Genomic DNA, 26,281 nt, shown 5'->3' with positions numbered 1-26,281 from the left:
GACACAGTAACGAAAAAGCCCCGCGTGCGCGGGGCTTTTCCTGTCACCAACGCCGGGCATGGCCCGGCGCCACCTCAGGCGAACGGATCCTGCAGGACCATGGTGTGGTCGCGGTCCGGGCCGGTGGAGACGATGCTGATCGGGCAGCCGGCCAGCTCTTCCAGCGAACGCAGGTATGCGCGTGCGGCCGGCGGCAGGTCGTCCCACTGGGTGATGCCGTGGGTGTTCTCGCTCCAGCCCGGGAACTCCAGGTACACCGGGGTGCATTCTTCCCAGCCCTGCGCGTCCAGCGGCGCGTACTCGGTGCGCTTGCCGTTGTATTCGTAGGCGATGCAGACCTTCAGCTTTTCCATGCCGTCGAGCACGTCCAGCTTGGTGATGCACAGGCCGCTGATGCCGTTGATGGCCACGGCGCGCTTCAGCGCGACGATGTCCATCCAGCCACAACGACGCGGACGGCCGGTCGACGCACCGTACTCGGCGCCGCGGTCACGAATGCCCTGGCCGACTTCGTCGTCCAGCTCGGTCGGGAACGGGCCACCGCCTACGCGGGTGGCGTAGGCCTTGGCGATGCCCAGCACGTAGTCGATCGAATCAGCGCCGACGCCGGAACCGGCCAGCGCACCACCGACGGTGGTGTTGGAGCTGGTGACGTACGGGTAGGTGCCGTGGTCGATGTCCAGCAGCGCACCCTGCGCACCTTCGAACAGCACGCGCTTACCCTGCTTGCGCAGGTCGTGCAGGATGCCGGCCACGTCGGACTTCATCGGCTGCACGTATTCGCCGAAGGCCAGTGCTTCGTCGAAGGTCTTCTGGAAGTCGACCGCATCGGTGTTCAGGTACTTGGTCAGCACGAAGTTGTGGTAATCCAGCGCGGTGCGCAGCAGTTCTTCCAGCTGCTTCGGGTAATGCAGGTCGGCGATGCGGATGCCGCGACGCGCCACCTTGTCTTCGTAGGCCGGGCCGATGCCACGGCCGGTGGTGCCGATCGCCTTGCCGCCGGCTGCGCGCTCGCGCGCCTGGTCCAGGGCGATGTGGTACGGCATGATCAGCGGCGCGGCCGGGGAGATCTTCAGGCGCGAACGCACTTCCACGCCGGAGGCTTCCAGCTCGGCGATTTCCTTCTGCAGCGCGGCCGGCGAGATCACCACGCCGTTGCCGATCAGGCACAGCGCATCGTCACGCAGGATGCCCGACGGGATCAGGTGCAGGACGGTCTTCTTACCGTTGATGACCAGGGTGTGGCCGGCATTGTGGCCGCCCTGGAAGCGCACGACGGCGCCGATTTCCTCAGTGAGCAGATCGACGATCTTGCCCTTGCCTTCATCGCCCCACTGGGCACCCAACACTACGACAGACTGACCCATGACGGGCTCCTCGGTTTGTTGCGGCCATCGGGGCCGCGGACGGGTAAACCGTGGCGGGGCTGGCCAGCACCTGGAGGGCGGCTCCAAACGGGGAGCGGCCGGCGATGGAGGGCCCAGACACGGAAAAAGCCGAACGGGGAGGCCCGTCCGGCTTTTGTGCATTATCCGGGTTTCCGGGGTCCGCTGCCACCTTTCCGACGGACGGCTTCACCGGCCGGTCAGCCGCCCCGCCCGGTCGTGCCGGCCGCTGGCCGGCAATGCCAACCAAGGTTGGCATCTACCAGAGCCTGGCCACGCAGGTGCAGGTCGGTCAGCTGCCCCACCCGGTCGTGCCGGCCGCTGGCCGGCAATGCCAACCAAGGTTGGCAGCTACCAGAGCCTGGCCACGCAGGTGCAGGTCGGTCAGCTGCCCCGCCCGGTCGTGCCGGCCGCTGGCCGGCAATGCCAACCAAGGTTGGCAGCTACCAGGGCCAGGCCACGCAGGTGCAGGTCGGTCAGCCGCCCCACCCGGTCGTGCCGGCCGCTGGCCGGCAATGCCAACCAAGGTTGGCATCTACCAGGGCCTGGCCACGCAGGTGCAGGTCGGTCAGCTGCCCCGCCCGGTCGTGCCGGCCGCTGGCCGGCAATGCCAACCAAGGTTGGCAGCTACCAGAGCCTGGCCACGCAGGTGCAGGGCGGTCAACTGCCCCGCCCGGTAGTGCCGGCCGCTGGCCGGCAATGCCAACCAAGGTTGGCAGCTACCAGAGCCTGGCCACGCAGGTGCAGGGCGGTCAGCTGCCCCACCCGGTCGTGCCGGCCGCTGGCCGGCAATGCCAACCAAGGTTGGCAGCTACCAAGGCCAAGCCACGCAGGTGCAGGTCGGTCAGCCGCCCCACCCGGTAGTGCCGGCCGCTGGCCGGCAATGCCAACAAAGGTTGGCATCTACCAAGGCCAGGCCACGCACGTAGTCGCAGGCGGCCGCGCCGGGGCGTCTAGTGCCGCACCCACCACAGCAGGCTCAGGCCGGCCAGCAGCACCAGTCCGCCGAAGCTGCGCAGGGCCGGGCTGGGCAGGTCCAGCAGGCGTTCGGCCATGCGCTTCCAGGCGAACGGCGCGACGAACAGGAACAGGCCTTCCAGCACCGCGACCAGGCAGACGGCGGCGAACAGATCTTTCATCGGAACTCCGGAAAAAGCACGGGGCCCGGCAGTTGGCCGGGCCCCGTGGGGTAATGCCCTGCGACCTCAGCGGTCGTTCTTCAGGTACTGCAGGAACGGGTCGTTCTTGTCGAGCACGATCACGCCGTTGCCGTCGGTCATGGAGCCGCGGTACGCCTCCAGGCTACGGTAGAACGCGTAGAACGATGGGTCAGCCGAACCGGCCTTGCCGTAGATGCGGGTGGCTTCCGCATCACCTTCACCGCGCAGGCGCTGTGCATCGCGCTCGGCCTCGGCGATCAGCACGGTGCTGTCACGGTCGGCCTGGGCGCGGATGGTCAGCGACTGTTCCTCGCCTTCCGCGCGCAGCTTGGCGGCTTCCTGCTTGCGCTGGGCGCGCATGCGCTCGTACACATCGTTGATCACCTGGCTGTCGGTGGGCAGGTCCACCTGCTTGATGCGCAGGTCGATCATCTGCATGCCCAGGCCGGCCACGGCCTCGTTGATTCCCTTCAACTGCTCGGCGATCAGCTCACTGCGGTCGCCGGACACCAGCTGCTGCAGGGTGCGCGAGTTGATCTGGTTGCGCAGCGAATCGGTGATGATCGGCGCCAGGCGGGCGTTGGCCACGCGCGGGTCGCCGCCGGTGGCACGGAAGTAGTCACCCACGTTGGAGATGTAGCCGATGGCGAAGAAGTCGACGCTGACGTCCTTCTGCTCGGCGGTGAAGTAGCGCGCCGGCGCGGTGTCGAGCACCTGGAAGCGGCGGTCGAAGACCTTCACCGTTTCCACCACCGGCACCTTGAAGTGCAGGCCTGGCTTGATGTCCGACCGCACCACCTTGCCCAGGTTCAGCACCATGGCGGTCTGGTCCTCACGGACCACATACACCGAGCCGAGCAGGCCCAGCACCACCGCCACGATCACGGCGATCCAGATAGGACTCTTCATCGGCTGCCCTCCTCACGGCCGCTCGGTCGCCCGGTCGGGCGGCCCACCGGCCGGCCCGGATCACGGGAAGCTTCCACCGCTGCGCCCGGCAGCGACGGCATGACCACGTCCGGGTTTGCCACTGCGGCCGGGGCCGACGTGGTGGGACGGGTGTCGCCGGTCATCGGCACGTAGATCAGCTGGCGGCCATCGCCGCCGATCACCTTGCGGTTCTCGCTCAGCACCTGCTGCACGGTCTCCAGCCACAGGCGCTTGCGGGTCACTTCCGGCGCGTCCTTGTACTGGGCCTGCAACAGGCTGAAGCGCTGCGCGTCACCCTCGGCCTTGGACACCACCGCCTGCTTGTAGCCTTCGGCGGTGGTACGGGCGCGCGAGGCCTGGCCTCGGGCTTCCGGCACGACCTTGGCGGCGTAGGCCTGGGCTTCGTTGATCAGGCGTTCCTTGACCTGCTGGGCACCATTGACCTCGTCGAAGGCCGGCTTCACTTCCTCCGGCGGACGGGCGTCCTGCAGGGTCAGGCCGGTCACGGTCAGGCCGGTCTTGAACGCCTTCAGCAGCGCCTGCAGGCGCTCCTCGGCGGCCACGGCCAGCGGGCCACGGTTGTTCAGCACGGCATTGAGGTCGGCGCGGCCGACTTCCTCGCGCACCGCGCTCTGCGCCGACTGCTCCAGCACCTGGTTGGCATCGACCGTGCCGAACAGGTACTGCTGCGGATCGTCGATGCGGTACTGGACGTTCAGCGAGACGTTGACGATGTTCTCGTCACGGGTCAGGACCGGCACCTGGATCGAGAAGGTCTTGATCTCGGTGGCGTTGACCTTGGTGACCGACTCGATCGGCCACGGCAGCTTGAAGTTCGGGCCGGGCTGCAGGATGCGCGAGAACTGGCCGAAGCGCAGGACCACGCCACGCTGCTGCTCACCGATCAGCTGGAAGCTGGAGAACAGCACCAGCAGCACCACGGCCGCCACCACCCAACGCACGATGCCGCCGTCGAACAGGTCCTTCAGCGGCCCGGGCAGTCCGCCCCAGCCACCACCATTGCCACCGCCGCGCGACCCGAACGGCCCGCGTCGATTGTCCTCGGGGCCTTGTCCGCCCTTGTTGCCGCCGGGTGTATTCCAGGCCATGCACGCTCCATCAAGATGTGGGCTGCGGCGCGGGCCCTTCCCGCGGCGCCAGCCGTGAAACCATTACCGATCATACAAGATGGGGCGGATCGGCAGGATCGAAAGGGCGACGACGGGGTAAGGTGGCGTTTTCCTCGAAGTCAGGCAACGCCGATGGCCCCCACCACCCCGTTCACCGCCTTCCGCATCGAAAACGACGACGCCGGCTATCGCAGCGGCCTGACCCGGCTCGGTGTCGACGACCTCAACCCCGGGCAGGTACTGATCCGCGCCCACTGGTCCTCGGTCAACTACAAGGATGCCTTGGCCGGCACCGGCAAGGGGAAGATCCTGCGCCGCTTCCCGCTGGTCGGCGGCATCGACGTGGCCGGCACCGTGGTCGCCAGCACCGACCCGGCCTGGCGTGAAGGCGACGCGGTGCTGGCCACCGGCTGCGGCCTCAGCGAGACCCGTGACGGCGGCTACAGCCAGTATGTGCGGCTGGAGTCGCGTGCGGTGATTGCACAGCCGGCCGGGCTGAGCCCGCGCGAGGCGATGGTGCTGGGCACCGCCGGCTTCACGGCGGCGCTGGCGCTGCTGCGCATGCAGGACAACCGCCAGACCCCGGCGCTCGGCCCGCTGGCGGTCACCGGCGCCAGCGGCGGCGTCGGTGCGCTGGCGCTGTCGATCTTCAGCCGTGCGGGCTACACCGTGCACGCGGTCAGTGGCAAGCCGGACCAGACCGACTTCCTGCGCGACATCGGTGCCAGCGAGGTGCTGCCGCGCGAGGCGCTGGCCGACACCGGCCCGCTGCAGTCGGCGCGCTTCGGCGGGGGCCTGGACAATGCCGGCGGCGCCATGCTCGCCAGCCTGCTGGCGCAGACCGTGCCCTACGGCAGCGTGGTCAGCGCCGGCCTGGCGGCCAGCCCGACGCTGGACATGACGGTGATGCCCTTCATCCTGCGCGGTGTGTCGCTGCTCGGCGTGTCTTCGGCCAATGCGCCGCGCCGGCTGCGCGAAGAGGTGTGGTCGCGCCTGGGCGGTGAGTGGAAGCCGCAGCACCTGGACCGCATCTGCACCGCCGAGGTCGGCCTTGATGGCCTCCGGGCAGTGTTCGAGCGGATGCTGGCGGGTGGATCGCTGGGCCGCACGGTGGTGCGGATCGACTGAACGTCGCAGGCAGGCGACGGACGGCAGGTGCCCCCCTCCCGCCGGTAATGAGCCCGCACTACACTGCGGGCATTACATGGGGAACAACATGGCACGCATTCTGATCGTCGACGACTCACCGTCGCAGCTGTTGGGGATACAGCGCATCGTCGAGAAGCTCGGGCACCAGATCCTGACCGCCACCGATGGCGCCGCCGGGGTCGAAACCGCCAGGGCCGAGCTGCCCGACCTGGTCCTGATGGACGTGGTGATGCCCAATCTCAACGGCTTCCAGGCCACCCGTACCCTCGCCCGCGACGAGGCGACCCGGCATATCCCGGTGATCCTGGTGACCACCAAGGACCAGGACACCGATCGCATGTGGGGCATGCGCCAGGGCGCCAAGGCCTACATCACCAAGCCGTTCTCGGAAGACGAGCTGTCCGAGGTGCTGGAGCGGGTGTTCGCCGGCCAGGGCTGAGACGCGCGTGGTCGTGCCGGCCGCTGGCCGGCAACCACGCATCACCGTCCCAGGTCATGAAATTGCCGGCCAGCGGCCGGCACGACCGCAAGGCGTGCTCAGATCGACTCGCCGAAGGCCTTGGCCAGATTGCGGTAGGCCTTCTTCTGCGCCTCGTCGGTCGCGGCCGGGGCCACGATCTCGATTTCAACGATCTGGTCGCCGTCCGGGCTGCCCGGCAGGCCCCGGCCACGCAGGCGCAGTTTGCGGCCGGCATCGGAGTCGGCGGGGATCTTCAGCTCCACCGCACCGCCCAGGGTCGGCACGCTGATGCTGGTGCCCAACGCGGCCTGCCAGGGCGTGACCGGCAACGTATAGAGGATGTTGCGGCCATCGACCTCGAACTGCGGATGCGCGGCGTACTCCACTTCCAGCAGCAGGTTGCCGCCATGGTTGCCCTGCCCTGCCAGGCGGATCACCTGGCCCGGACGGATGCCCTTGGGCACGCGCACGTCCAGCTGCTTGCCGTTGACGGTGATGCGCAGGCTGTCGCCGCTGTAGGCCGCTTCCAGCGGGACCGACAGCTTGGCGCGGGTGTCGCGGTTGGGTGCGTGGCCCTGGCTGCTGAAGCCCGGGCCCGGACCGGCACCGCCACGCTGGCGCGCGAACAGGCTTTCGAAGAAGTCGCTGAAGCCGCCGTTGGGGCCACCACCGCCGAATACTTCCTCGAAATTGAAACCGCCGGCGCCGCCGTAGTTCGGCGGCACGTTGAACTCCTCGCCCGGGCGATAGCCCTGCGCGCGCAGCTGGTCGTAGGCTGCGCGCTTTTCCGGATCGCGCAGCGCCTCGTAGGCCTCGTTGACCGCCTTGAACTTGTCTTCGGCCCCGGCCTCCTTGCTGACGTCCGGGTGGTACTTGCGTGCCAACCGGCGGTAGGCGGTCTTGATCTCCGCCTCGCCCGCGCTCGGTTCCACCCCCAGGGTGGCGTAGTAATCCTTGAATTCCATCCAGCTACCTCGATCTGCTTCGGCCGCGCCGGTGGCGCCGCCCCGGGTTCATTCTACGCGCCGGCGATGCTACGCCGCCCCTCGTGCGGCCCCGGTGAGGCCGACTGATCCTGCGCAATGCCGCTGCCATCCCGATGCCCCAGGCTGTGGCTGGAAGCCCCCGCCGCAACCCTGAAGATGGGGCCTGCACACGGGTTTTCCAATGTCTTGACGCCCCTGTCCCATCCGGCCCACTAGCCTGCCCCAGCAAGGAGTTCCCCATGACCATCCATGTCGGCGACCGCATTCCGGAAGTGACCCTCAAGCGCATCCGCGAGGGCATCGAAACGCTTGATACGCATTCGCTGTTCGACGCCCGCAAGGTCGTGCTGTTTGCGGTGCCCGGCGCGTTCACGCCCACCTGCTCGGCCCGCCACCTGCCCGGCTACGTCGAAAAATTCGAGGCCTTCCGCCAGCGCGGCATCGATGTCTACTGCATGGCGGTCAACGACCCGTTCGTGATGAAAGCCTGGGCCGCCGACCAGAAAGTGCCCGACGGCCTGCTGATGCTGTCCGACGGCAATGCCGAGCTGACCCGCGCGCTCGGCCTGGAGCTGGATGCCAGCGCCTCGGGCATGGGCATGCGCTCGCGCCGCTTCGCGCTGTACGTGGTCGATGGCGTGGTGCGTGCGGCCTGGATCGAGCAGCCGGGCCAGTTCGAGGTGTCTTCCGCCGAGTACGTGCTGGAGCACCTGCCTACCTGATTCCCCACCGCAGAAGGAAACGGCCAGCAATGTCCAGCAAGCCAGCCAAAGCCAGCAAGCCCGCCGCCGGGATTCCCGGCATCAGTGACCGTCAGACCCTGCGCGAGCGTGCCCGGCATAACATCGAAGACGGCGCGATCACCGACAGCTACAGCGCCGACCGCAAGGTGGTGATCAAGCTGCTCAACGATGCCCTCGCCACCGAGTACGTGTGCGTGCTGCGCTACTACCGGCACTATTTCATGGCCAAGGGCATGCTGGCCGACGCGGTCAAGGCCGAGTTCCTCGAGCATGCGCAGCAGGAACAGGCGCACGCCGGCAAGCTGGCCGAGCGCATCGTCCAGCTTGGCGGCGAGCCGGACCTGAACCCGGATACGCTGACCACGCGCTCGCATGCCGAATACAAGGAAGGCAGCGACCTGCGCGACATGGTGCGCGAGAACCTGGTGGCTGAACGGATCGCCATAGACAGCTACCGCGAGATGATCAACTTCATCGGCGACCGCGATACCACCACCAAGCGCATCCTTGAAGAGATCCTGGCGCAGGAGGAAGAACACGCCGACGAGTTCGCCGACCTGCTGGACGGGTGGATCGGGGAATAGCGGCCCCGCAAACGCCTTGGTAGATGCCCACCTTGGTGGGCGCATTTATCGCGTGCCAACCAAGGTTGGCACCTACCAGAGCATGGATGCGTCGGGTCGACGGGCCATTCCCAGCACCTATCGCAGGACGTTGAACCGCACCTGCGTCCACGCGCCGTCGGCTGCCAGCGCGGTCAGGGTGTGTGCGCCCGGATCGGCGAACTCGCGCTGCATCAGCTGCGCGCCGTGGGTCTGTGCAATCCAGCGTCCATCCAGCAACCAGTCCACCGCCTGTTCGCTGCCCAGCGCGCGCAACTGCAGGCGCACGCCGTGTTCGGAATTCGGCGCGCGCGCCAGCGTGGCGCCGTCATTGAGCCCGTCCACGTGCAGCGCGACGCTGGCCTCACGCCCGTCGTCGCGGCAGTCCGGCGACAGCGCCGGCAGCTGCGAAGCCTCGCGCGTGGCCTTCGGCAGCCACGGCGACAACAACGCCGGCCAACGCGCGATCTCCCGCGCGACTTCCTGATGCGGCAAACGGCAATCAGCGGATACACGCAGACCGGTCCGCGCGTCGGCCAGGTAACGCTGCCGCCCCGGCTGCCAGCGCCGCGCCTCGCGCTCGGGGAAGGTCGGCGGTGCCGCACCGTCCAGCAGATAGGCCGACATCCGCCGCTGGCACAGCGCCGCTGGCAGGCCCTCGGCACGTTCGCCGGTGGGCCAGCAGACGTCCTCCTGGCTGACACTGGCCGGCATCGGTGCAGCAGCTGAATCACCGCGCTGGCGAGGCAGGCTGTCCACCACCTCGAACATCAGCGGCAGCGCGGTCACCGCGCCGTACTGGCCCGGCAACGGGGTACCGTCCGGCCGCCCCACCCACACGCCCACGGTGTAGTGGCGGGTGCTGCCGATCGCCCACGCATCGCGGTACCCGTAACTGGTGCCGGTCTTCCACGCCACGCGCGGGCGGCCACCGACATCGAACGTCCCGACGCTATACCCCGGCCGCGGATTCGATTCCAGCATCTCGCGCACGATCCAGCTGGCGCCCGGCGAGGCCAGGCGACGCTCGATCATCGGTTCGTCATCGGTGTAGCGCACGCGCCCGGCGATGCCGTTGCGGTTGAGCGCGGCGAACGCGCCGACCAGGTCTTCCAGGCGTGCGCCGGTGCCGCCCAGGATCAGCGACAGATTGGGTGTACTGCCCGGCGGGAAGCGCAGCTGGATGCCGGAGTGCGACAGGCGTGCGGCGAAGCGCGCCGGACCGACCCGCTGCAGCAGGTCCACCGAGGGCACGTTGAGTGACAGCCGCAGCGCGCTGGAGGCACCAATCGGCCCATTGAAAGCCATGTCGAAGTTGCCGGGGCGGTAGCTGCCGAAACTCTGCGGCGCATCGACCAGCAGGCTTTCCGAATGGATCAGGCCATCGTCCAGCGCCATGGCATACAGGAACGGTTTGAGCGTGGAGCCCGGCGACCGCCAGGCCTGCACCATGTCCACGTGGCCCAGCCGCTGCCGGTCACCGAACGCCAGCGTGCCGACATAGGCACGCGCCTGCAGGGTCTGGTTGTCGACTACCAGCAGGGCGGCCGAGGTGCGTTCCGGCAGCGTCGAGAAATAGCTGGCCACGCGTTCTTCCAGCGTGCGCTGCAGGCCGATGTCGATGCTGCTCTGGATGCGTGCTTGGCCCGGATGCGCCGAGTGCAGGCGCTGCGCCAGCAGCGCGGCGTGCAGCGGCGGGCGCAGCGAGCGCGCCACCACGTTCTCGATGCGCGCGTCTTCCACTTCGTCCGCCGTCCACACGCCCAGCTCGTTCATGCGGGACAGCACCTTGTCGCGCGCCTTCTGCGCCGCTTCCGGATGACGGTCCGGGCGCAGCCGGCTCGGCGCCTGCGGCAGCACCGCCAGCAACGCGGCCTCGGCATGCGACAGCTGCGCCGCCGGCTTGCCCAGGTAGGCCCAGCTGGCCGCCTCCACCCCCTCGATGGTGCCGCCGTAGGGCGCGCGCTCCAGATACAGGGCCAGGATCTGCTGCTTGCTCAGGTGCACTTCCAGCTGCACCGCGCGCAGCATCTGCTTGAGCTTGCCCCACGGCGTGCGCGTATGCGGATCGAGGATGCGGGCGACCTGCATGGTCAGGGTCGAGCCACCGGAAACGATGCGGCCGCCACGCAGCAGCTGGCCGCTGGCACGCAGGATCGCCAGCGGGTTGATGCCCGGATGCCGCCAGAACCAGCGGTCTTCGTAGGTCAGCAACGCCTGCAGGTACAGCGGCGAGACGCTGTTGATCGAAGCCGGGTAGCGCCACACACCCTCGGCGTCGGCGAATGCACGCAGCGGCGTGCCGTCGGCAGCCACCACCAGGGTGCTGGTATCACGCTGCTTCGGCAGCGGTGGCGGGAAGGCGAAATCCAGCACCAGCAGCAGCGCCAGCGTGGCGGCCGTACCCCAGCGCAGCCAGGGCCACAGCGGCTGCAGCCGGCGGCGCAGGGCCGCCAGCCGGATCGACATCGTGTTGTTCATTGCAGGTTGCCAGCAGGACGGGCCGCGCCGTCGCGGCCCGTCCGCGCGGTCACGGCTGTACCACCGTGATCGTGGTCGGGTTGCTGCGGCCGACGCCGCGCAGCTGCGGCCGGTACATGTCCTCCACCAGCGGCGGCGGCACCGAGTAGGTTCCCGGCGTCACCGCGCGTACTAGGTAGAACACGTTGGCCTTGCTGCCACGCGAGAGCTTCAGCGCGGCCACATAGCGGTCATCGCGGAACTCCTCGTGCTTGGTGTCGGCGGCCTCACCACGGTCGCTGATGGTGATGCCATCGACCACCACGTCGGCCCACTGCTTGGCATCGCCCAGGTTGAAGTTCTCGATCTCCAGGCCCGCCGGCAGCAGGTCGGTCAGCAGCGCATCGGGCATCGTGGTGTCGGCAGTCACCGTGACGCGCACGATCAGCGCTTCGCCTTCCTTCAGCGGGCGCGGCGACCACGGCTTGCCATCGGTGCCGTAGTAACTGCGCTCGACGCCCAGCACACTGTTGTCCGGTGCCGGTGCGCTGCGCGGGATGCCGGCCACATCAATGCTGGCGAACATCGGCGGCTGCCCCTGCGGGGTGAAGCGCACGCCGCTGGCCAGCTCACTGGCGCTGAAGTTGCGGCCGAACAGCTTGCGCTCGCCGATGGCTTCGGTGTTGCCACCGATCACCAGCTCACCGGCCACCAGCGCCTTCTGGTTGGCGGCCAGGGCCTTGCCGAGGCGGGCAATCGCCACCTGTTCCTGCGTGCTCAGCCACATCCAGCCGGCATTGCGGCGCGCATCCAGGCCACGGCCAAGATCCACCGCACGCGCGTCCCAGGCGGGCTTGGCCAGCTTGTTCTCGTGGGTCAGCGCGATCATCAGCGCGTCATCACGGATCGCACTGCCGTAGTCGCCGAAGTACGACGGACGTTCACTGCTGGACTTGGCGAAGGCCGCCGCCAGCGCGGCCTGGCCACGCTTGGCATCACCCTGCAGCGACAGCGCCACGCCCAGGTGGACCAGCGACAGGCCACCGACCGCCTTGCTGCGCTCGTTGTCGTACAGCGTGCGCAGGGTACCCAGCGGTGCACGGTTGACCCGGGCCAGCACGTAACCCGAATACGCCTGGTTGGCGAACTTCAGCTTCTCGCGATCCTCCTGGCCATAGAACTGATTGCCGCCGGACAGCAGATCCTCGCTGAGCCGGTTGAGCGCCTTCTGCAGCACGTTGTCGGGCACGGCGAAGCCGGCGTCCTTGGCATCAAGCAGGAACTCGGTGATGTACGGGGTCAGCCACGGATTGACGTAGCCGTCGTCACCCCACATCGAGAAGTTGCCGTTGGCCACCTGCATCGACGCCAGGCGACCGAACGCACCTTCCATGCGCTCTCTACGGGTCTTGGCATCCAGGCCGTCGGCACCGAGCATCGACGACGTCGCCTGGTCCAGGATCAGCGCGGCGTAACCCTTGCTGGTGGTCTGCTCGGCACAGCCATACGGGTAGTTCAGCGCGCCCTGCAGTGCACTGGCGAACGGGATCGGCGGCAGCGGGCTGACCAGCAGGCGGGCATTCACCGACTCTGCCATCAGGCCATCGGTCAGGCCGTTGTCGAGGCTGACCGCGGCCAGTGGATCGAGTGTGCGCACCTGCGAACGCAGCACCTGCGGCCACGCCGCACGCACCGGCAGGTCGTAGCGGCGATCAGCCTTGAAGCCGTTGCCGTCCACCCGCACCCGCACCTTGGCCACGCTGTGGCCCTCGCGAGCCGACAACGGGAAGCTCAGCGTGGTCTTGGCATCGGCATTCAACTGCACGCTGCGGCTGCCCTCACCCAGGTTCAGCGGACCCTCGCTTTCCACCTTGACGTTGAACTGCCCCGGCTTGCCGGTGAAGTTCTGCACGTCCAGGGTCACGGTGCTGCGGTCGCCCGGGGCCAGCACGCGCGGCATGCTGGCTTCGGCCAGGATCGGGGCGCGCACGATGGTTTCCACGTCACGCTTGCCGTACTGGTCATCGCTGTAGACCAGCGCCGACACGCGCAGAGTGCCGTTGAAGTCCGGCACCTTCAGGCGGATGCGGGCATTGCCCTTGGCATCGAGCTGCACCGGGCCGGAGAACAGGTCCACGGTCTGCACGCGCGCGGTCGGGCGCTTGGCCTGCGGCAGTGCCTGCAGCGCCATGTCGCCGCCGAACTTCAGCTTGCCGCTGCCACCATCGAAGCTCTCGATCACCCGGCTGTAGATGTCATAGGCATCGATACCGAGGCGACGCTGGGCGAAGAAGTGCGCGCCGGCGTCGGGCACCGGGAAACGGGTGATGTTGAGGATGCCCACGTCCACCGCCGAGACGGTCACGTGCGCGGCCCTGCCGGCCAGCTGCGGTGCGCTGACCGTTACCGGCAGGTCCTGTTCCGGCCGCATCTGCTTGGGCGCGACCAGGCCGACGGCCACGGTTCGGCCCTTGCGGTCCATCGGCACATGCACCACGCCCACGGCGCGGGCCGGGGTGATCTTGCTCGGCGCACTGCCGCCGCGGAACACCAGCGCGGTGATGTAGACGTCGTGGCGTTCCCAGTCGGCGGTGACCGGGATCTTGAAGGTCGAGCCCGGCTTGGCCTCGATGTCCTGCACATACAGCATGCGGTCGGTCTCGACCATCAGGATGCCCTTGCCGGCGTGCGGCGGGGTCACCGTCACTTCCAGGGTGTCACCGGCCTTGTAGCCGGTCTTGTCCAGGCCCAGCTTGACCTTGTCCGGGCGTGCATCCAGGCCACGGTTGTCATCGCCCCAGCTCCAGCCCGCACGGAACGGGTAGCGGCTGGTCAGTCCGGTGGACGGATCGAACACGTCCACCCGGTACTCGCCCCACTCCACCGGGAAATCGAAGGCAACCGCACTGCTGCCGGCATCGACGGTGCGGGTTTCCTTGTTCTCGAAACGGCGGGTGAAATCGTAATCCCAACGGTTGTCGTTGAAGGTCCAATGGTAGTCGCGCAGTTCCCGCACCAGGGTGATCTTCAGGCCCTTGGCTGGCTGCGGTGTGCCGGCGGCATCCACGCGCATCAGTTCGAAGCGTGCGTTGCCGTTGGAATCAGCACCATCGTCGGGGTTGAACAGCGGCCGCACGCCGACCAGCGCGTTGGCCGGCCACATCACCCGTTTCAGGGTACGGGTGACCGTGCGGCCACCGGTTTCATACAGGCTGCCGGACAACACCACGGCGATCGGTGCCTTGGCCTTGGCCGCCTCTTCCGGCAACGCCACATCCTCACGCAGCTGGCCATTGGCCGGCAGCGTGGTATCGATCACGTCCTTGGCCTCGCGCGGCAGCTGCAGGGTCGGGTCACCGAAGAAATAGCCCGGCAGGCCCTCCACCGGCTTCTGCTCGGCAGCCACCGCCATGCGCGCAGTGAAGCGGTTGCCATCGGCCGGCGCGCCGTACAGATAGGCGCCGTTGGCCTGCAGGCGCAGGTCCTCGCCCGGCTTCAGCGTCTTCTGCGCGCTGTCCAGGTCCAGCTTCATGCGCTCGGGCAGGAACTCCTCGATGCGCAGGGTCATGCCCTGGATCGCTTCCTTGCTGGCCGGGTCGGTGCGGAACTCGACCTGCCAGCGCCCGGTCGGCGCCTCGGCGGGGATCACCTGCTCGAAGTTGATGTAGCCCTGGTCGCCCGGCTGCAGGCGGGTCTCGCGGAAGGTCTTGCCGTCGGGCTGCTTCAGGCGCAGGAACACCGGTTGTGCCTTGACCGGCTTGCCGTCGTTGTCGCGCAGCAGCGCGGACAGGCGCACGGTCTCGCCCGGGCGGTACAGGTCGCGGCCGGACCAGGCGTAGACGTCGAACCAGGCGTTGTCACGACCGGCCACGGCGAACTCACTCAGGTCCAGCGCCGGCTGGTTGAACGGCAGGAAGCTGGTGTCCTTGCCACTGCTGGCGACCAGCACGTGGGTGGCATCCAGGGTGTAGTTCAGCAGCGCATTGCCGTTGCCGTCGGTGCTGCCCTTCAGCACCACCTCACCCTTGGCGTCGAGCACGCGCAGGTCGATGCCCTTCAGCGGCGCACCGTCCTTGAGGCCGGCGGTGTGCACGAACAGCTTGTCCTTGTAGGCACGGGTATGCAGGCCGATGTCGCTGACCGAGAAGAACGCGGTATCGAACTCGCCCTCGTAGTCACCGGTGCGCTTGAGCAGGGCGAAGTACAGGCCCGGCTCCTGCAGTTCCTTGATGTCCTGGGTCGGCAGGTAGGTCAGCACCCGCTCGTTCTGTTTGCCACCCAGGATGAAGCGGTTGACATAGACCGGCTCGGCCAGCTTGTTGATCGGGCTGCGCTCGTAGTCGCTGCTGAGCTCCCAGCTGCCACGGCGGCCGCCGCGCTGGTACTGGCTGAAGAAGGTCGGCAGGTCCTTCTCGCGCACGCGCAGGAACTCGACGTCGACCTCCGGCACGTTCACCGAGACCACCGGCAGGCCGCGGCTGTCCTTGGCCGGCAGCACGCTGCCCTGCGAGGCGAAACCGACCACCGGCTTCAGCTCGCCGCTGAACACCTTCTGCTTCAGTTCCTTGCCCAGCCGGCTGCCGTCGGCGGCCAGCAGGTCCGGCGAGGCCACCAGGCTGAACTCCTTGCCGGCCTCGACGAACGGGTAACGCAGGGTCAGGCCGTCATCGGACAGGGTCCAGCTGCTGTCCTCGGTGCCGACCTTCTCTTCGAAGCGAACCAGTTTGTCGAAATCCTGCGTGCCGACCAGCGGGCGCGAGAACTCCAGCGCCAGCGACAGGCCGTCATTCTTCTGGTCCGGGTAGGCACGCAGCAGGGTGAATTCCTTCACCTGCTCGGCCTTGGTGGTGATGGCTTCACCACTGGCCTTGGGCAGCTGCCCGCTGTCATTGCGGCAGCCGGCCAGCCCCAGCAACAGGCCTCCTGCCAGCACGGCCGCCGCCCACCCCCACCGCTTCCGCCGTGCCGGACCGCTCATGTCGTCACTCCTTGATCGAGGCGGCCATTATAGGCAGGCCACGTCAAGGTGTTGACGCAAATCCGGCAATTGCCCCAGGCGCGGGTAGTGCCGGCCGCTGGCCGGCAGTCTCGGTAGCCGCCAACCTTGGTTGGCGTCGGCCGTGCCAACCAAGGTTGGCACCTACCCAAGCGGATCGAGCCATGTGCCCGGCAAGCAGGCGTGGTGTCAGATCCGGTGAAGCGCCCCTACCCCGGCAGGTACAGGTCCACATAGTCGGTCACCGGCATCGCCGCCAGCGCCACCAGATCCAGCGATGCGGCCAGGATGCGCTGCTGCTGGGTGGTCGGGAAGCGATGGGCCAGGTGCCGGCGGAACTTGTCCATCAGCAGCGGAATGCCTTCCTCGCGACGGCGCGCGTGGCCCAGCGGGTATTCCACCAGTACTTCGGGCAGCTCGGTGCCATCGGTGAAGCGCACGCTCAGGCCGTTGGCGATGCTGCGCTTGTCAGGGTCCAGGTAATCGGCGCTGAGCTGCGGGTCTTCATGGCAGGTCATCTTCGCGCGCAGCGCATCGATGCGCGGATCCGCCGCCACATCGTCCTCGTAGTCCTGGGCCACCAGCCGCCCATGCAGCAATGCGATGGCGACCATGTACTGCACGCAGTGGTCGCGGTCGGCCGGGTTATGCAGTGGGCCCTGCTTGTCGATGATGCGGATGCAGGCTTCCTGGGTGCGGATGGCGATGTGCGCGATGTCCTCGACCCGACGCCCCATCGCACGCAGCTGCTGGTGCAGCGTGATCGCCGCCTCCACCGCGGTCTGGCCATGGAACTCGGCCGGGTAGCTGATCTTGAACAGCACGTTTTCCATCACGTAGCTGCCCAGCGGTCGCTCCAGCGTCAGCGCCTTGCCCTGCATCGATACCGCTTCAAAACCCCAGGTCGGCGCGCTCAACACACTGGGATAGCCCATCTCGCCACTGGCCGCCATCAGCGCCAGGCGCACGCCACGGCTGGTCGCATCGCCGGCCGCCCAGCTCTTGCGCGAGCCGGTGTTGGGCGCGTGCCGGTAGGTGCGCAGCGCCTGGCCATCGACCCAGGCCAGCGACAGTGCATTGAGCATGCGTTCGCGATCCAGGCCGAGCAACTGCGCGACCACCGCGGTGGTGGCCACCTTGACCAGCACCACGTGGTCCAGCCCGACCCGGTTGAAGGAATTCTGCAGGGCCAGCACGCCCTGGATCTCGTGTGCCTTGATCATCGCCAGCAGCACGTCATGCAGGGTCGGCGCTGGGCGATGCAGGGCCTGCGCGTTGCGCCCCAGCCAATCGCAGACAGACAGGATGCCGCCCAGGTTGTCCGACGGGTGGCCCCACTCGGCGGCCAGCCAGGTATCGTTGAAATCCAGCCAGCGCACCATCGCGCCCAGGTTGAAGGCGGCCTGCACCGGGTCCAGCACGTAGTGCGTACCCGGCACGCGCGCCCCGTTGACCACGCTGATACCCGGCACCAGCGGACCGAGCAGCTTGCTGCAGGCCGGGAAGGACAGCGCTTCCAGCCCGCAGCCCAGCGTGTCGAGCAGGCAGTAGTGCGCGGTCTGGAAGGCCAGGGGGGAGTCGATGCGCGCGTCGCGTACGTAATCGACGATGTCCACCAGCAGCGCATCCCACGCTGCACGCTCGTTGGATGGGGTGTGGCTGTCAGACATCGTCGATCTCCTCTTCAGAGCTCAGGCCGCGCCTCCCGGTAGTCGCCAACCTTGGTTGGCGCTGGACGTTGCCCGGGCGGTGCCAATGCCATGCCAACCAAGGTTGGCATCTACCGAAGCATGTGATGCCAGCGCCGACCGGCTGGTTATTCGGCCGGCACCCGCACCTTGCCTTCCATCAATACGCGGGCGCTGCGGCTCATGATGGCCTTGGTCACTGTCCACTGGCCGTCAACGAGGCCGGCCTGCGCACCCACGCGCAGCGTGCCGGAAGGGTGGCCGAAGGTCACCGCTTCGCGTTCACCACCACCGGCCGCGCGATTGACCAGCGTGCCCGGAATCGCCGCCGCAGTGCCGATCGCCACGGCGGCGGTGCCCATCATCGCGTGGTGCAGCTTGCCCATCGACAACGCCCGCGCGTGCAGGTCGATGGCCGAGGCCGGAATGGCCTTGCCGCTGGAGGACACGTAGTCCCGTGCCGGCGCCACGAAGGCCACCTTCGGCGTGTGCTGGCGGGTGGCCGCATCTTCCAGGTTCCTGATCAGACCCATGCGCAAGGCGCCGTAGGCGCGGATCTTCTCGAAGCGCTCCAGCGCTCCCTTGTCCTCGTTGATCGCAGGCTGCAGCTCGGTGCCGGTGTAGCCCAGGTCTGCCGCATTGAGGAAGATGGTCGGAATGCCGGCGGTGATCATGGTCACCTCCAAACTGCCGACGCCCGGCACGTCCAAGGTGTCGACCAGGTTGCCGGTCGGGAACATCGCGCCCGCATCGCCGTCATCGGACGGATCGATGAACTCCAGCTGGATCTCGGCGGCCGGGAAGGTCACGCCATCCAGCTCGAAATCGCCGATCTCCTGCACTTCGCCATCGCGCATCGGCACGTGGGCGATGATGGTCTTGCCGATGTTGGCCTGCCAGATGCGCACGGTGCACAGGCCATCGCGCGGCACCCGGGCCGGATCGATCAGCCCATTGGCGATCGCGAACGGACCCACTGCCGTACTGAGGTTGCCGCAGTTGCCGCTCCAATCGACGAAGGCGGTGTCGATCGAGACCTGGCCGTACAGGTAGTCCACATCGTGGTCCGGCACCGAGGCGGTGGAGATGATCACGCACTTGCTGGTGCTGGAGGTGGCACCGCCCATGCCGTCGGTCTGCTTGCCATACGGATCGGGCGAGCCGATCACGCGCATCAGCAGCGCATCGCGCGCGGCGCCCGGCACCTGAGCGGCTTCGGGCAGGTCCTGCAGGCGGAAGAACACGCCCTTGCTGGTGCCGCCGCGCATGTAGGTGGCGGGAATACGGAGTTGCGGGAGGAAGGTCATCGTCGAATCCACGCGTTTGAATTTCAGGAAATGTCTTGCATCAGTGCGTCAAGACCACGATCAACGCACCACACACGCATGATGTCCACGCGGTCCGGTAGATCGAGGTAATAGACGAGGTAGCGTTCGAAGCCCGGAACCAGCATGAACCGCAACGACACCGGCAGCTGTGCTGCGAGGTCGGCGTGCCGGGTGGAACCCGAGCCTGGAAACACGGCGATGCGTTGAAGCGTGGCCTCCAACTCGGCGAGAAAGCGCCGACCCAGTACCAGCCCACCCTGCCGTGCAAACCACAGTGCGGCATCGGCTACGTCGGCTTCGGCCCTTGGCCGCCATTCAATCGCCTTCACGCTCCAACCTTTCGGTCAGTTCGCGACGCATGCGCTCGAATGTGTCGGCCGTCACCGCAACGCCTGGACCAGAAGCCAGCCCCTCGGCTATCAACTGCTTGAGCAGCTCTTCGGCCTTGCTGCGCTGGCGCTGGCGGATCAGGTCACGCACGTAGTCCGACGTACTGGAGTAGCCGCCTTCACGCACTTCCTCGTCCACGAACTGCTTGAGCGGATCGGTCAGCGAAATGTTCATGGTGGCCATGAAACTCTCCTTTGGCAGTTTTTGCCAAGTCAGTGTGCGCCCTGCCCGGGTGTCGGACAAGCCGCCCCCGGCCTCCGGGGGCAGGCATTCAGGCCGGTATCACGCCACCTTGGCCCCTTCCAGGAAGTCCTGGGCGAAGCGCTGCAGCACGCCACCGGCTTCGTAGATCGCCACTTCCTCGTCGCTGTCCAGGCGGCAGGTCACTGGCACGATCACATCCTGGCCGTCGCGGCGGTGGATGACCAGGGTCAGGTCGGCGCGCGGGGTGCGCTCGCCGATCACGTCGAAGGTCTCGGTACCGTCGATGCCCAGGGTCAGGCGGGTGGTGCCCGGCTTGAACTCCAGCGGCAGCACGCCCATGCCGATCAGGTTGGTGCGGTGGATACGTTCGAAGCCTTCGGCCACGATCGCTTCCACACCGGCCAGGCGCACGCCCTTGGCGGCCCAGTCACGCGAGCTGCCCTGGCCATAGTCGGCACCGGCGATGATGATCAGCGGCTGCTTGCGGTCCATGTAGGTCTCGATCGCTTCCCACATGCGCATCACCTTGCCTTCCGGCTCCACGCGCGCCAGCGAACCCTGCTTCACGCTGCCATCGTCGTTGCGCACCATTTCATTGAACAGCTTCGGGTTGGCGAAGGTGGCGCGCTGTGCGGTCAGGTGGTCACCGCGGTGGGTGGCGTAGGAATTGAAGTCCTCTTCCGGCAGGCCCATCTTCGCCAGGTATTCGCCGGCGGCACTGGACGCCAGGATCGCGTTGGACGGCGACAGGTGGTCGGTGGTGATGTTGTCCGGCAGCACCGCCAGCGCACGCATGCCCGACAGTGTGCGCTCACCGGCCAGTGCGCCCTCCCAGTACGGCGGACGGCGGATGTAGGTGCTCTGCGGGCGCCAGTCGTACAGCGGGCTGACCGCCGCGCCATGCTCCACGCGCACGTTGAACATCGGGTTGTAGACGCGGCGGAACTGCTCGGGCTTCACCGAGGCCTTCACCACCGCGTCGATCTCGGCATCGCTCGGCCAGATGTCCTTCAGGCGCACCTCGTTGCCCTCGGCATCCACGCCCAGCACGTCCTTCTCGATGTCGAAGCGCACGGTGCCGGCGATGGCATAGGCGATCACCAGCGGCGGCGACGCCAGGAAGGCCTGCTTCGCATACGGGTGGATGCGGCCATCGAAGTTGCGGTTGCCCGACAGCACGGCCGTGGCGTACAGGTCGCGATCGATGATTTCCTGCTGGATGGCCGGATCCAGCGCGCCGCTCATGCCGTTGCAGGTGGTGCAGGCGAAGGCGACGATGCCGAAGCCGAGCTTTTCCAGGTCCGGCAGCAGGCCGGATTCTTCCAGGTAAAGCTGCACTGCCTTCGAGCCCGGCGCCAGCGACGACTTTACCCACGGCTTGCGCAGCAGGCCACGTTCGTTGGCCTTGCGCGCCAGCAGTGCGGCAGCGATCACGTTGCGCGGGTTGGAGGTGTTGGTGCAGCTGGTGATGGCGGCGATGATCACCGCGCCGTCGGGCATCAGGCCCTGCGCCTGCTCGGCCCTGCCCGCTGCCAGCTTGGCTTCGTCGGCGATGCCGCGCTCGGCCAGCTCGGCGGTGGCCACGCGCTTGTGCGGGTTGGACGGGCCAGCCATGTTGCGCACCACGCTGGACAGGTCGAAGCGCAGCACGCGCTCGTACTGCGCAGTGGCCAGGTCATCGGCCCACAGGCCGGTGGTGCGCGCATAGTTCTCCACCAGCGCCACCTGCGATTCCTCGCGGCCGGTCAGGCGCAGGTAATCGATGGTCTGCCCGTCGATATAGAACATCGCGGCGGTGGCGCCGTATTCGGGGCACATGTTGGAGATGGTGGCGCGGTCACCGATGGTCAGTGCCGACGCCCCCTCGCCGAAGAATTCAAGATACGCACCCACCACGCGTTCCTTGCGCAGGAACTCGGTCAGTGCCAGCACCACGTCGGTGGCGGTGATGCCCGGCTGTGGCCTGCCGGTCAGCTCGACGCCGATGATATCCGGCAGGCGCATCCACGACGCGCGGCCCAGCATCACGTTCTCCGCTTCCAGGCCGCCAACACCAATCGCGATCACACCCAGCGCGTCGACGTGCGGGGTGTGGCTATCGGTGCCCACGCAGGTATCCGGGAAGGCTACGCCGTCCTGCACGTAGATCACCGGCGACATCTTCTCCAGGTTGATCTGGTGCATGATGCCGTTGCCCGGCGGAATCACGTCCACGTTCTGGAACGCCTGCTTGGTCCAGTCGATGAAGTGGAAACGGTCTTCGTTGCGGCGATCCTCGATGGCGCGGTTCTTCTCGAACGCCTGCGGATCGTAGCCACCGCATTCCACCGCCAGCGAGTGATCGACGATCAACTGCACCGGCACCACCGGATTGACCTTGGCCGGGTCGCCGCCCTTGTCGGCGATCGCATCACGCAGGCCGGCCAGGTCCACCAGCGCGGTCTGGCCGAGGATGTCGTGGCACACCACGCGTGCCGGGAACCACGGGAAGTCGAGGTCGCGACGGCGCTCGATCAGCTGCTTCAGCGAATCGCCGAGCGTGGCCGGATCGCATCGGCGCACCAGGTTCTCGGCCAGCACGCGCGAGGTGTACGGCAGGGTGGCATAGGCGCCGGGCTGGATCGCATCGACAGCGGCGCGCGCGTCGAAATAGTCCAGCGCGCTGCCGGGGAGGTTCTTGCGGTAATCGGTATTCATGGGCTGGCGGAGTGCTTGGGGCGGGCCGGGTGCCGGCGGTGCGGCGGCGAAAGCACCCGGCCGGCATGCGGCCGGCCGGATGGGTACAGCAGGGGGATCAGACGCGCTTGTCGATGGCGACGAAGTCGCGGTCTTCCGGACCGATGTAATTGGCGCTCGGGCGGATGATCTTGCCGTCGATGCGCTGCTCGATGATGTGCGCGCTCCAGCCCGCGGTGCGCGCGATCACGAACAGCGGGGTGAACATCGCGGTCGGCACGCCCATCATGTGGTAGCTGACCGCACTGAACCAGTCCAGGTTCGGGAACATCTTCTTGATGTCCCACATCACCGATTCCAGGCGCTCGGCGATGTCGTACATCTTCATGCTCGACTGTTCCTCGGACAGCTCGCGGGCCACGTCCTTGATCACCTTGTTGCGCGGATCGGAGACGGTATAGACCGGGTGGCCGAAACCGATCACCACTTCCTTGCGCTCGACGCGCGCCTTGATGTCCTCCTCGGCTTCATCCGGGTTGTCATAGCGCTTCTGCACTTCGAACGCCACTTCGTTGGCGCCGCCATGCTTCGGGCCACGCAGCGCACCGATGCCACCGCAGATCGCGCTGTACATGTCGCTGCCGGTACCGGCGATGACACGGCAGGTGAAGGTCGAGGCGTTGAACTCGTGCTCGGCGTACAGGATCAGCGAGGTGTGCATCGCCTTCACCCACGAATCCTGCGGCTTTTCGCCATGCAGCAGGTGCAGGAAGTGGCCGCCGATCGAATCATCGTCGGTTTCCACATCGATGGCGCGGCCGTTGTGGCTCCAGTGGTACCAGTACAGCAGCATCGAACCGAGGCAGGCCATCAGCTTGTCGGCGATGTCGCGCGCGCCCGGGTGGTTGTGGTCGTCCTTCTCCGGTGCCACGCAGCCGAGCACGGACACGCCGGTGCGCATCACGTCCATCGGGTGCGCCGACGGCGGCAGCTCTTCCAGCGCGGCCTTCACCGCGGCGGGGATCCCACGCAGCGACTTCAGCTTGGCCTTGTACGAAACCAGCTCGGCGCGGGTCGGCAGCTTGCCGTGCACCAGCAGGTAGGCGATTTCCTCGAACTCGCTGGTGTTGGCCAGGTCCAGGATGTCATAGCCGCGGTAGTGCAGGTCGTTGCCGCTGCGGCCCACGCTGCACAGCGCGGTGTTGCCGGCCGCGGTGCCGGACAGGGCGACGGACTTCTTCGGCTTGAAGGTCGGGGTTGCGGTCGTATCGTTCATGTTTCCCTCCGAAACTTGATGGTGCAGGGTACTGCTTATTTCTTGGCGGCGAACAGCGCATCGAGCTGCTGCTCGAAGGCGTGATAGCCGATGCGGTCGTAGAGTTCCTCGCGGGTCTGCATGGTTTCCACCACGTTGCGCTGGTGGCCATCGCGGCGCACCGCCTGGTAGACGTTCTCGGCGGCCTTGTTGGCGGCACGGAACGCCGACAGCGGGAACAGCTGGATGGCGACGCCGGCCGAGGCCAGTTCATCGCGGCTGAACAGCGGGGTGGCGCCGAATTCGGTGATGTTGGCCAGCACCGGCACCTTCACCGCGTCGACGAAGCGGCGGTAGGTATCCAGATCGTAGGCGGCCTCGGCGAAGATGCCGTCGGCACCGGCCTCGACACAGGCGATGGCGCGCTCGATCGCCTTGTCCACGCCGTCCACCTGGATGGCATCGGTGCGCGCGATCAGGAAGAAGTCCGGATCGGTCTTGGCATCGGCAGCGGCCTTCACACGGTCGACCATTTCACCCTGCGAGACGATCTCCTTGCCCGGACGATGGCCGCAACGCTTGGCACCGACCTGATCCTCGATGTGGCAGGCGGCCGCGCCGGCCTTGATCAGCGACTTCACGGTGCGCGCGATATTGAACGCGCTCGGGCCGAAGCCGGTGTCGATGTCGACCATCAAGGGCAGGTCGCAGACATCGGTGATGCGGCGCACGTCCACCAGCACGTCTTCCAGGGTGTTGATGCCCAAGTCCGGCAGGCCCAGCGAGCCTGCGGCAACGCCGCCGCCGGACAGGTAAATGGCACGGAAGCCGGCGCGCTTGGCCAGCAGGGCGTGGTTGGCGTTGATCGCACCGATCACCTGCAGCGGCGATTCGGCAGCCAGCGCCTCACGGAAGCGGGCACCGGCGGAGAAAGGGGCAGAAGCGGTCATGCGGCAATCCAGGTTGAAGTACGGGAAAGGAAGCGCAAGCACCATGCCAAGCTGCAAGCGGTTGATTTCACGGGAATGACCGGCATGCAACAGTGGAACATATGAAACATTGAAACGGATGTATCATGAAACATCCTCCCCGAAACGGCTGCCATGTATCTGCCCCGCTCCCCCCTGCGCCATGCCGATGCCGACCCGGGCCGTCCGGTGATCTGGACGGTCAGCGTCTCGCGGCTGACCGGCCTGCTCGGCGACGTGATCCCCGAGTTCGACCGCCGCGCGCGTATCGAACAGATCAACCTCGGCTTCGAGGAAGCGGTGGAGGTGATCGGCCAACGCCTGCGTCGCGAGCACTGCGACGTGGTCATCGCCGGCGGCTCCAACGCGGCCTGGCTGCGCGGCCGGCTGGAGCTGCCGCTGGTGCCGATCCAGGCCAACGGCTTCGACCTGATGGAAGCGCTGGCCCGGGCACGGCGTATCGCCAGCCGCATCGGCCTGGTCACCCACGCCAGCGACGTACCGGTGTTCAGCAACTTCCAGCAGAGCTTCGGCCTGGATATCGAGCATCGCCGCTTCGTCACCCGCGAGGACGCCCGCGACTGCATCGCCGACCTGCGCGCCAACGGCATCGAGGTGATCGTCGGCACCGGCATGGCCATCGACCATGCCGAGCAGGCCGGCCTGCCCGGGGTGCTGCTGTATTCGGCCGACTCGGTGCGGCAGGCGTTCGAACATGCGCTGGAACTGACCCAGACCCTGGCACGTTCCGGCAGCAACCGCGCTGCACCGCGCCGGCGCCCGGCAGCGCGTGCCGATGCGCATGAACTGCTGGGCGACAGCGACGCGATGGCGCAGGTGCGCGCGCAGATCGCGCTGTATGCCCCACATGACAGCACCGTGCTGGTCAGCGGCGAAACCGGCACCGGCAAGGAACTGGTGGCGCGCCAGCTGCACGCCGCCAGCGGGCGCCGTGGCCGCTTCGTCGCGCTGAACTGTGGCGCGATCAGCGAATCGCTGCTGGAAGCGGAGCTGTTCGGCTACAGCGATGGCGCCTTCACCGGCGCACGGCGTGGCGGCCGCGTTGGCCTGGTGGAAGCTGCAGATGGCGGCACCCTGTTCCTGGACGAAATCGGCGAACTGCCGCTGCCGCTGCAGACCCGCCTGCTGCGGGTGCTGGAGGAACGTGAAGTGCTGCGCGTGGGTGCCACCGAACCGACGCCGGTGGACCTGCGCGTGGTCGCCGCCACCCTGCAGTCGCTGGAGCAGCGCGCGGCGACCGGCAGCTTCCGCCGCGACCTGTATTACCGCCTGGCCGCGCTGCGGATTGCCCTGCCCTCGCTGCGCGCCCGACGCGGTGACATCCCGTTGCTGGCGCAGCATTTCTTCCGCCAGCTGCGTGGCATCGACGCGCCATTGGATGAGGCGGCGCTGGCGGTGCTGTGCGCGGCCGAGTGGCCGGGAAACGTGCGCGAGCTGCGCAATCTGGTCGATCGCCTGCGCATCCACTGGCAGCCCGGTGAAGGGCTGATCGATACGGCGCGGCTGCTGCAGCTGGCACCCGAGCTGGTGCATGAAGGTGTCGCGGCGTTGCCGCTGGAAAGCAACGGCAGGCGCCCGCCGCGGGCCAAGCTGGAAGCACTGCTGCGGGAACACCGGCATGATCGTGAGGGCATGGCGCAGGCGCTGGGCGTGTCACGCACCACGCTGTGGCGCTGGCTGCGCGCGGAGGACCTGTAAAGCCGAGCCCATGCCCGGCTGATGTCCCCGCAGAAGCAGCCGAGCATGGGCT

The 26,281-nt window shown here is 67.5% G+C and carries 19 protein-coding genes; 5 read left to right on the top strand and 14 right to left on the bottom strand.

The genetic code is table 11. From position 1 onward, the window contains the following. Positions 1–74: 74 nt before the first annotated feature. From E5790_RS15245 to hflK, 4 genes are all read right to left on the bottom strand, one after another. Complete coding sequence (locus tag E5790_RS15245) at positions 75–1,367, bottom strand: adenylosuccinate synthase (protein ID WP_014648029.1); 1,293 nt, start codon at positions 1,365–1,367, stop codon at positions 75–77. Between the two features lie 971 nt (positions 1,368–2,338). Beyond that, the gene (locus E5790_RS15240) at positions 2,339–2,524 is read right to left on the bottom strand and encodes a DUF2065 family protein (RefSeq protein WP_005414170.1); all 186 of its coding nucleotides are present in this window, start codon (positions 2,522–2,524) and stop codon (positions 2,339–2,341) included. Between the two features lie 66 nt (positions 2,525–2,590). Next, positions 2,591–3,454 (bottom strand): protease modulator HflC, encoded by an 864-nt coding sequence (locus E5790_RS15235; protein WP_014648031.1) that lies wholly within the window; start codon positions 3,452–3,454, stop codon positions 2,591–2,593. Continuing rightward, entirely contained in the window at positions 3,451–4,584 is a 1,134-nt protein-coding gene (hflK, locus tag E5790_RS15230) for an FtsH protease activity modulator HflK (protein WP_005418335.1), read from the bottom strand. The genes E5790_RS15235 and hflK overlap by 4 nt, the downstream gene beginning before the upstream one ends. A 153-nt stretch (positions 4,585–4,737) precedes the next feature. On the opposite strand from hflK, the gene E5790_RS15225 reads away from it, so the two are divergent. Both E5790_RS15225 and pilH read left to right on the top strand, forming a co-directional pair. Further along, the gene (locus E5790_RS15225; RefSeq protein ID WP_049441256.1) at positions 4,738–5,733 is read left to right on the top strand and encodes a YhdH/YhfP family quinone oxidoreductase; all 996 of its coding nucleotides are present in this window, start codon (positions 4,738–4,740) and stop codon (positions 5,731–5,733) included. Positions 5,734–5,821: 88 nt separating this feature from the next. After that, positions 5,822–6,193, top strand: coding sequence for a twitching motility response regulator PilH (gene pilH, locus E5790_RS15220; protein ID WP_014648033.1), 372 nt, complete (start codon positions 5,822–5,824; stop codon positions 6,191–6,193). Between the two features lie 98 nt (positions 6,194–6,291). Here the strand turns inward: pilH and E5790_RS15215 are convergent, their stop codons facing one another. Beyond that, on the bottom strand, positions 6,292–7,179 hold the full coding sequence (locus E5790_RS15215; RefSeq protein ID WP_012511838.1) for a DnaJ C-terminal domain-containing protein: 888 nt from the start codon (positions 7,177–7,179) through the stop codon (positions 6,292–6,294). A 260-nt stretch (positions 7,180–7,439) separates the two neighbouring features. On the opposite strand from E5790_RS15215, the gene E5790_RS15210 reads away from it, so the two are divergent. Then, complete coding sequence (locus E5790_RS15210) at positions 7,440–7,922, top strand: peroxiredoxin (protein ID WP_111206448.1); 483 nt, start codon at positions 7,440–7,442, stop codon at positions 7,920–7,922. Between the two features lie 29 nt (positions 7,923–7,951). Next, on the top strand, positions 7,952–8,527 hold the full coding sequence (locus tag E5790_RS15205; protein ID WP_014648036.1) for a ferritin-like domain-containing protein: 576 nt from the start codon (positions 7,952–7,954) through the stop codon (positions 8,525–8,527). A 117-nt stretch (positions 8,528–8,644) separates the two neighbouring features. Here E5790_RS15205 and pbpC read toward each other — a convergent pair whose 3' ends face one another. The 9 genes from pbpC to prpB form a co-directional block, all read right to left on the bottom strand. Then, the gene (gene pbpC / locus E5790_RS15200) at positions 8,645–11,026 is read right to left on the bottom strand and encodes a penicillin-binding protein 1C (protein WP_111206446.1); all 2,382 of its coding nucleotides are present in this window, start codon (positions 11,024–11,026) and stop codon (positions 8,645–8,647) included. Positions 11,027–11,075: 49 nt separating this feature from the next. Continuing rightward, on the bottom strand, positions 11,076–15,983 hold the full coding sequence (locus tag E5790_RS15195) for an alpha-2-macroglobulin (protein ID WP_111206444.1): 4,908 nt from the start codon (positions 15,981–15,983) through the stop codon (positions 11,076–11,078). 227 nt (positions 15,984–16,210) lie between these two features. Continuing rightward, positions 16,211–17,671 carry a bifunctional 2-methylcitrate dehydratase/aconitate hydratase gene (locus E5790_RS15190; protein ID WP_049441266.1) on the bottom strand — a complete coding sequence of 487 codons (1,461 nt, stop codon included), beginning with the start codon at positions 17,669–17,671 and terminating at the stop codon, positions 16,211–16,213. Positions 17,672–17,817: 146 nt separating this feature from the next. Then, positions 17,818–18,996, bottom strand: a complete 1,179-nt coding sequence (gene prpF, locus E5790_RS15185; protein WP_111206442.1) for a 2-methylaconitate cis-trans isomerase PrpF — start codon at positions 18,994–18,996, stop codon at positions 17,818–17,820. Positions 18,997–19,019: 23 nt separating this feature from the next. After that, positions 19,020–19,346 carry a type II toxin-antitoxin system RelE/ParE family toxin gene (locus E5790_RS15180; protein WP_111206441.1) on the bottom strand — a complete coding sequence of 109 codons (327 nt, stop codon included), beginning with the start codon at positions 19,344–19,346 and terminating at the stop codon, positions 19,020–19,022. Continuing rightward, the gene (locus tag E5790_RS15175) at positions 19,333–19,590 is read right to left on the bottom strand and encodes a type II toxin-antitoxin system ParD family antitoxin (protein WP_014648042.1); all 258 of its coding nucleotides are present in this window, start codon (positions 19,588–19,590) and stop codon (positions 19,333–19,335) included. Before E5790_RS15175 ends, E5790_RS15180 begins: the two co-directional genes overlap by 14 nt. A gap of 99 nt (positions 19,591–19,689) precedes the next feature. After that, a complete protein-coding gene (gene acnD, locus E5790_RS15170) occupies positions 19,690–22,308 on the bottom strand; it encodes a Fe/S-dependent 2-methylisocitrate dehydratase AcnD (RefSeq protein ID WP_111206439.1) in 2,619 nt (872 codons plus the stop codon). Between the two features lie 97 nt (positions 22,309–22,405). Then, positions 22,406–23,563, bottom strand: a complete 1,158-nt coding sequence (prpC, locus tag E5790_RS15165) for a 2-methylcitrate synthase (RefSeq protein WP_005418357.1) — start codon at positions 23,561–23,563, stop codon at positions 22,406–22,408. Positions 23,564–23,598: 35 nt separating this feature from the next. After that, the gene (gene prpB, locus E5790_RS15160) at positions 23,599–24,492 is read right to left on the bottom strand and encodes a methylisocitrate lyase (RefSeq protein WP_005418360.1); all 894 of its coding nucleotides are present in this window, start codon (positions 24,490–24,492) and stop codon (positions 23,599–23,601) included. Positions 24,493–24,645: 153 nt separating this feature from the next. On the opposite strand from prpB, the gene prpR reads away from it, so the two are divergent. Further along, complete coding sequence (gene prpR, locus E5790_RS15155) at positions 24,646–26,229, top strand: propionate catabolism operon regulatory protein PrpR (protein WP_049441273.1); 1,584 nt, start codon at positions 24,646–24,648, stop codon at positions 26,227–26,229. The last annotated feature ends 52 nt before the right edge of the window (positions 26,230–26,281 follow it).

The sequence above is a fragment of the Stenotrophomonas sp. PAMC25021 genome, assembly GCF_004795795.1.
In the GTDB taxonomy this organism is placed as follows: domain Bacteria; phylum Pseudomonadota; class Gammaproteobacteria; order Xanthomonadales; family Xanthomonadaceae; genus Stenotrophomonas; species Stenotrophomonas muris.
This window is presented reverse-complemented; position numbering and strand designations above follow the sequence as displayed.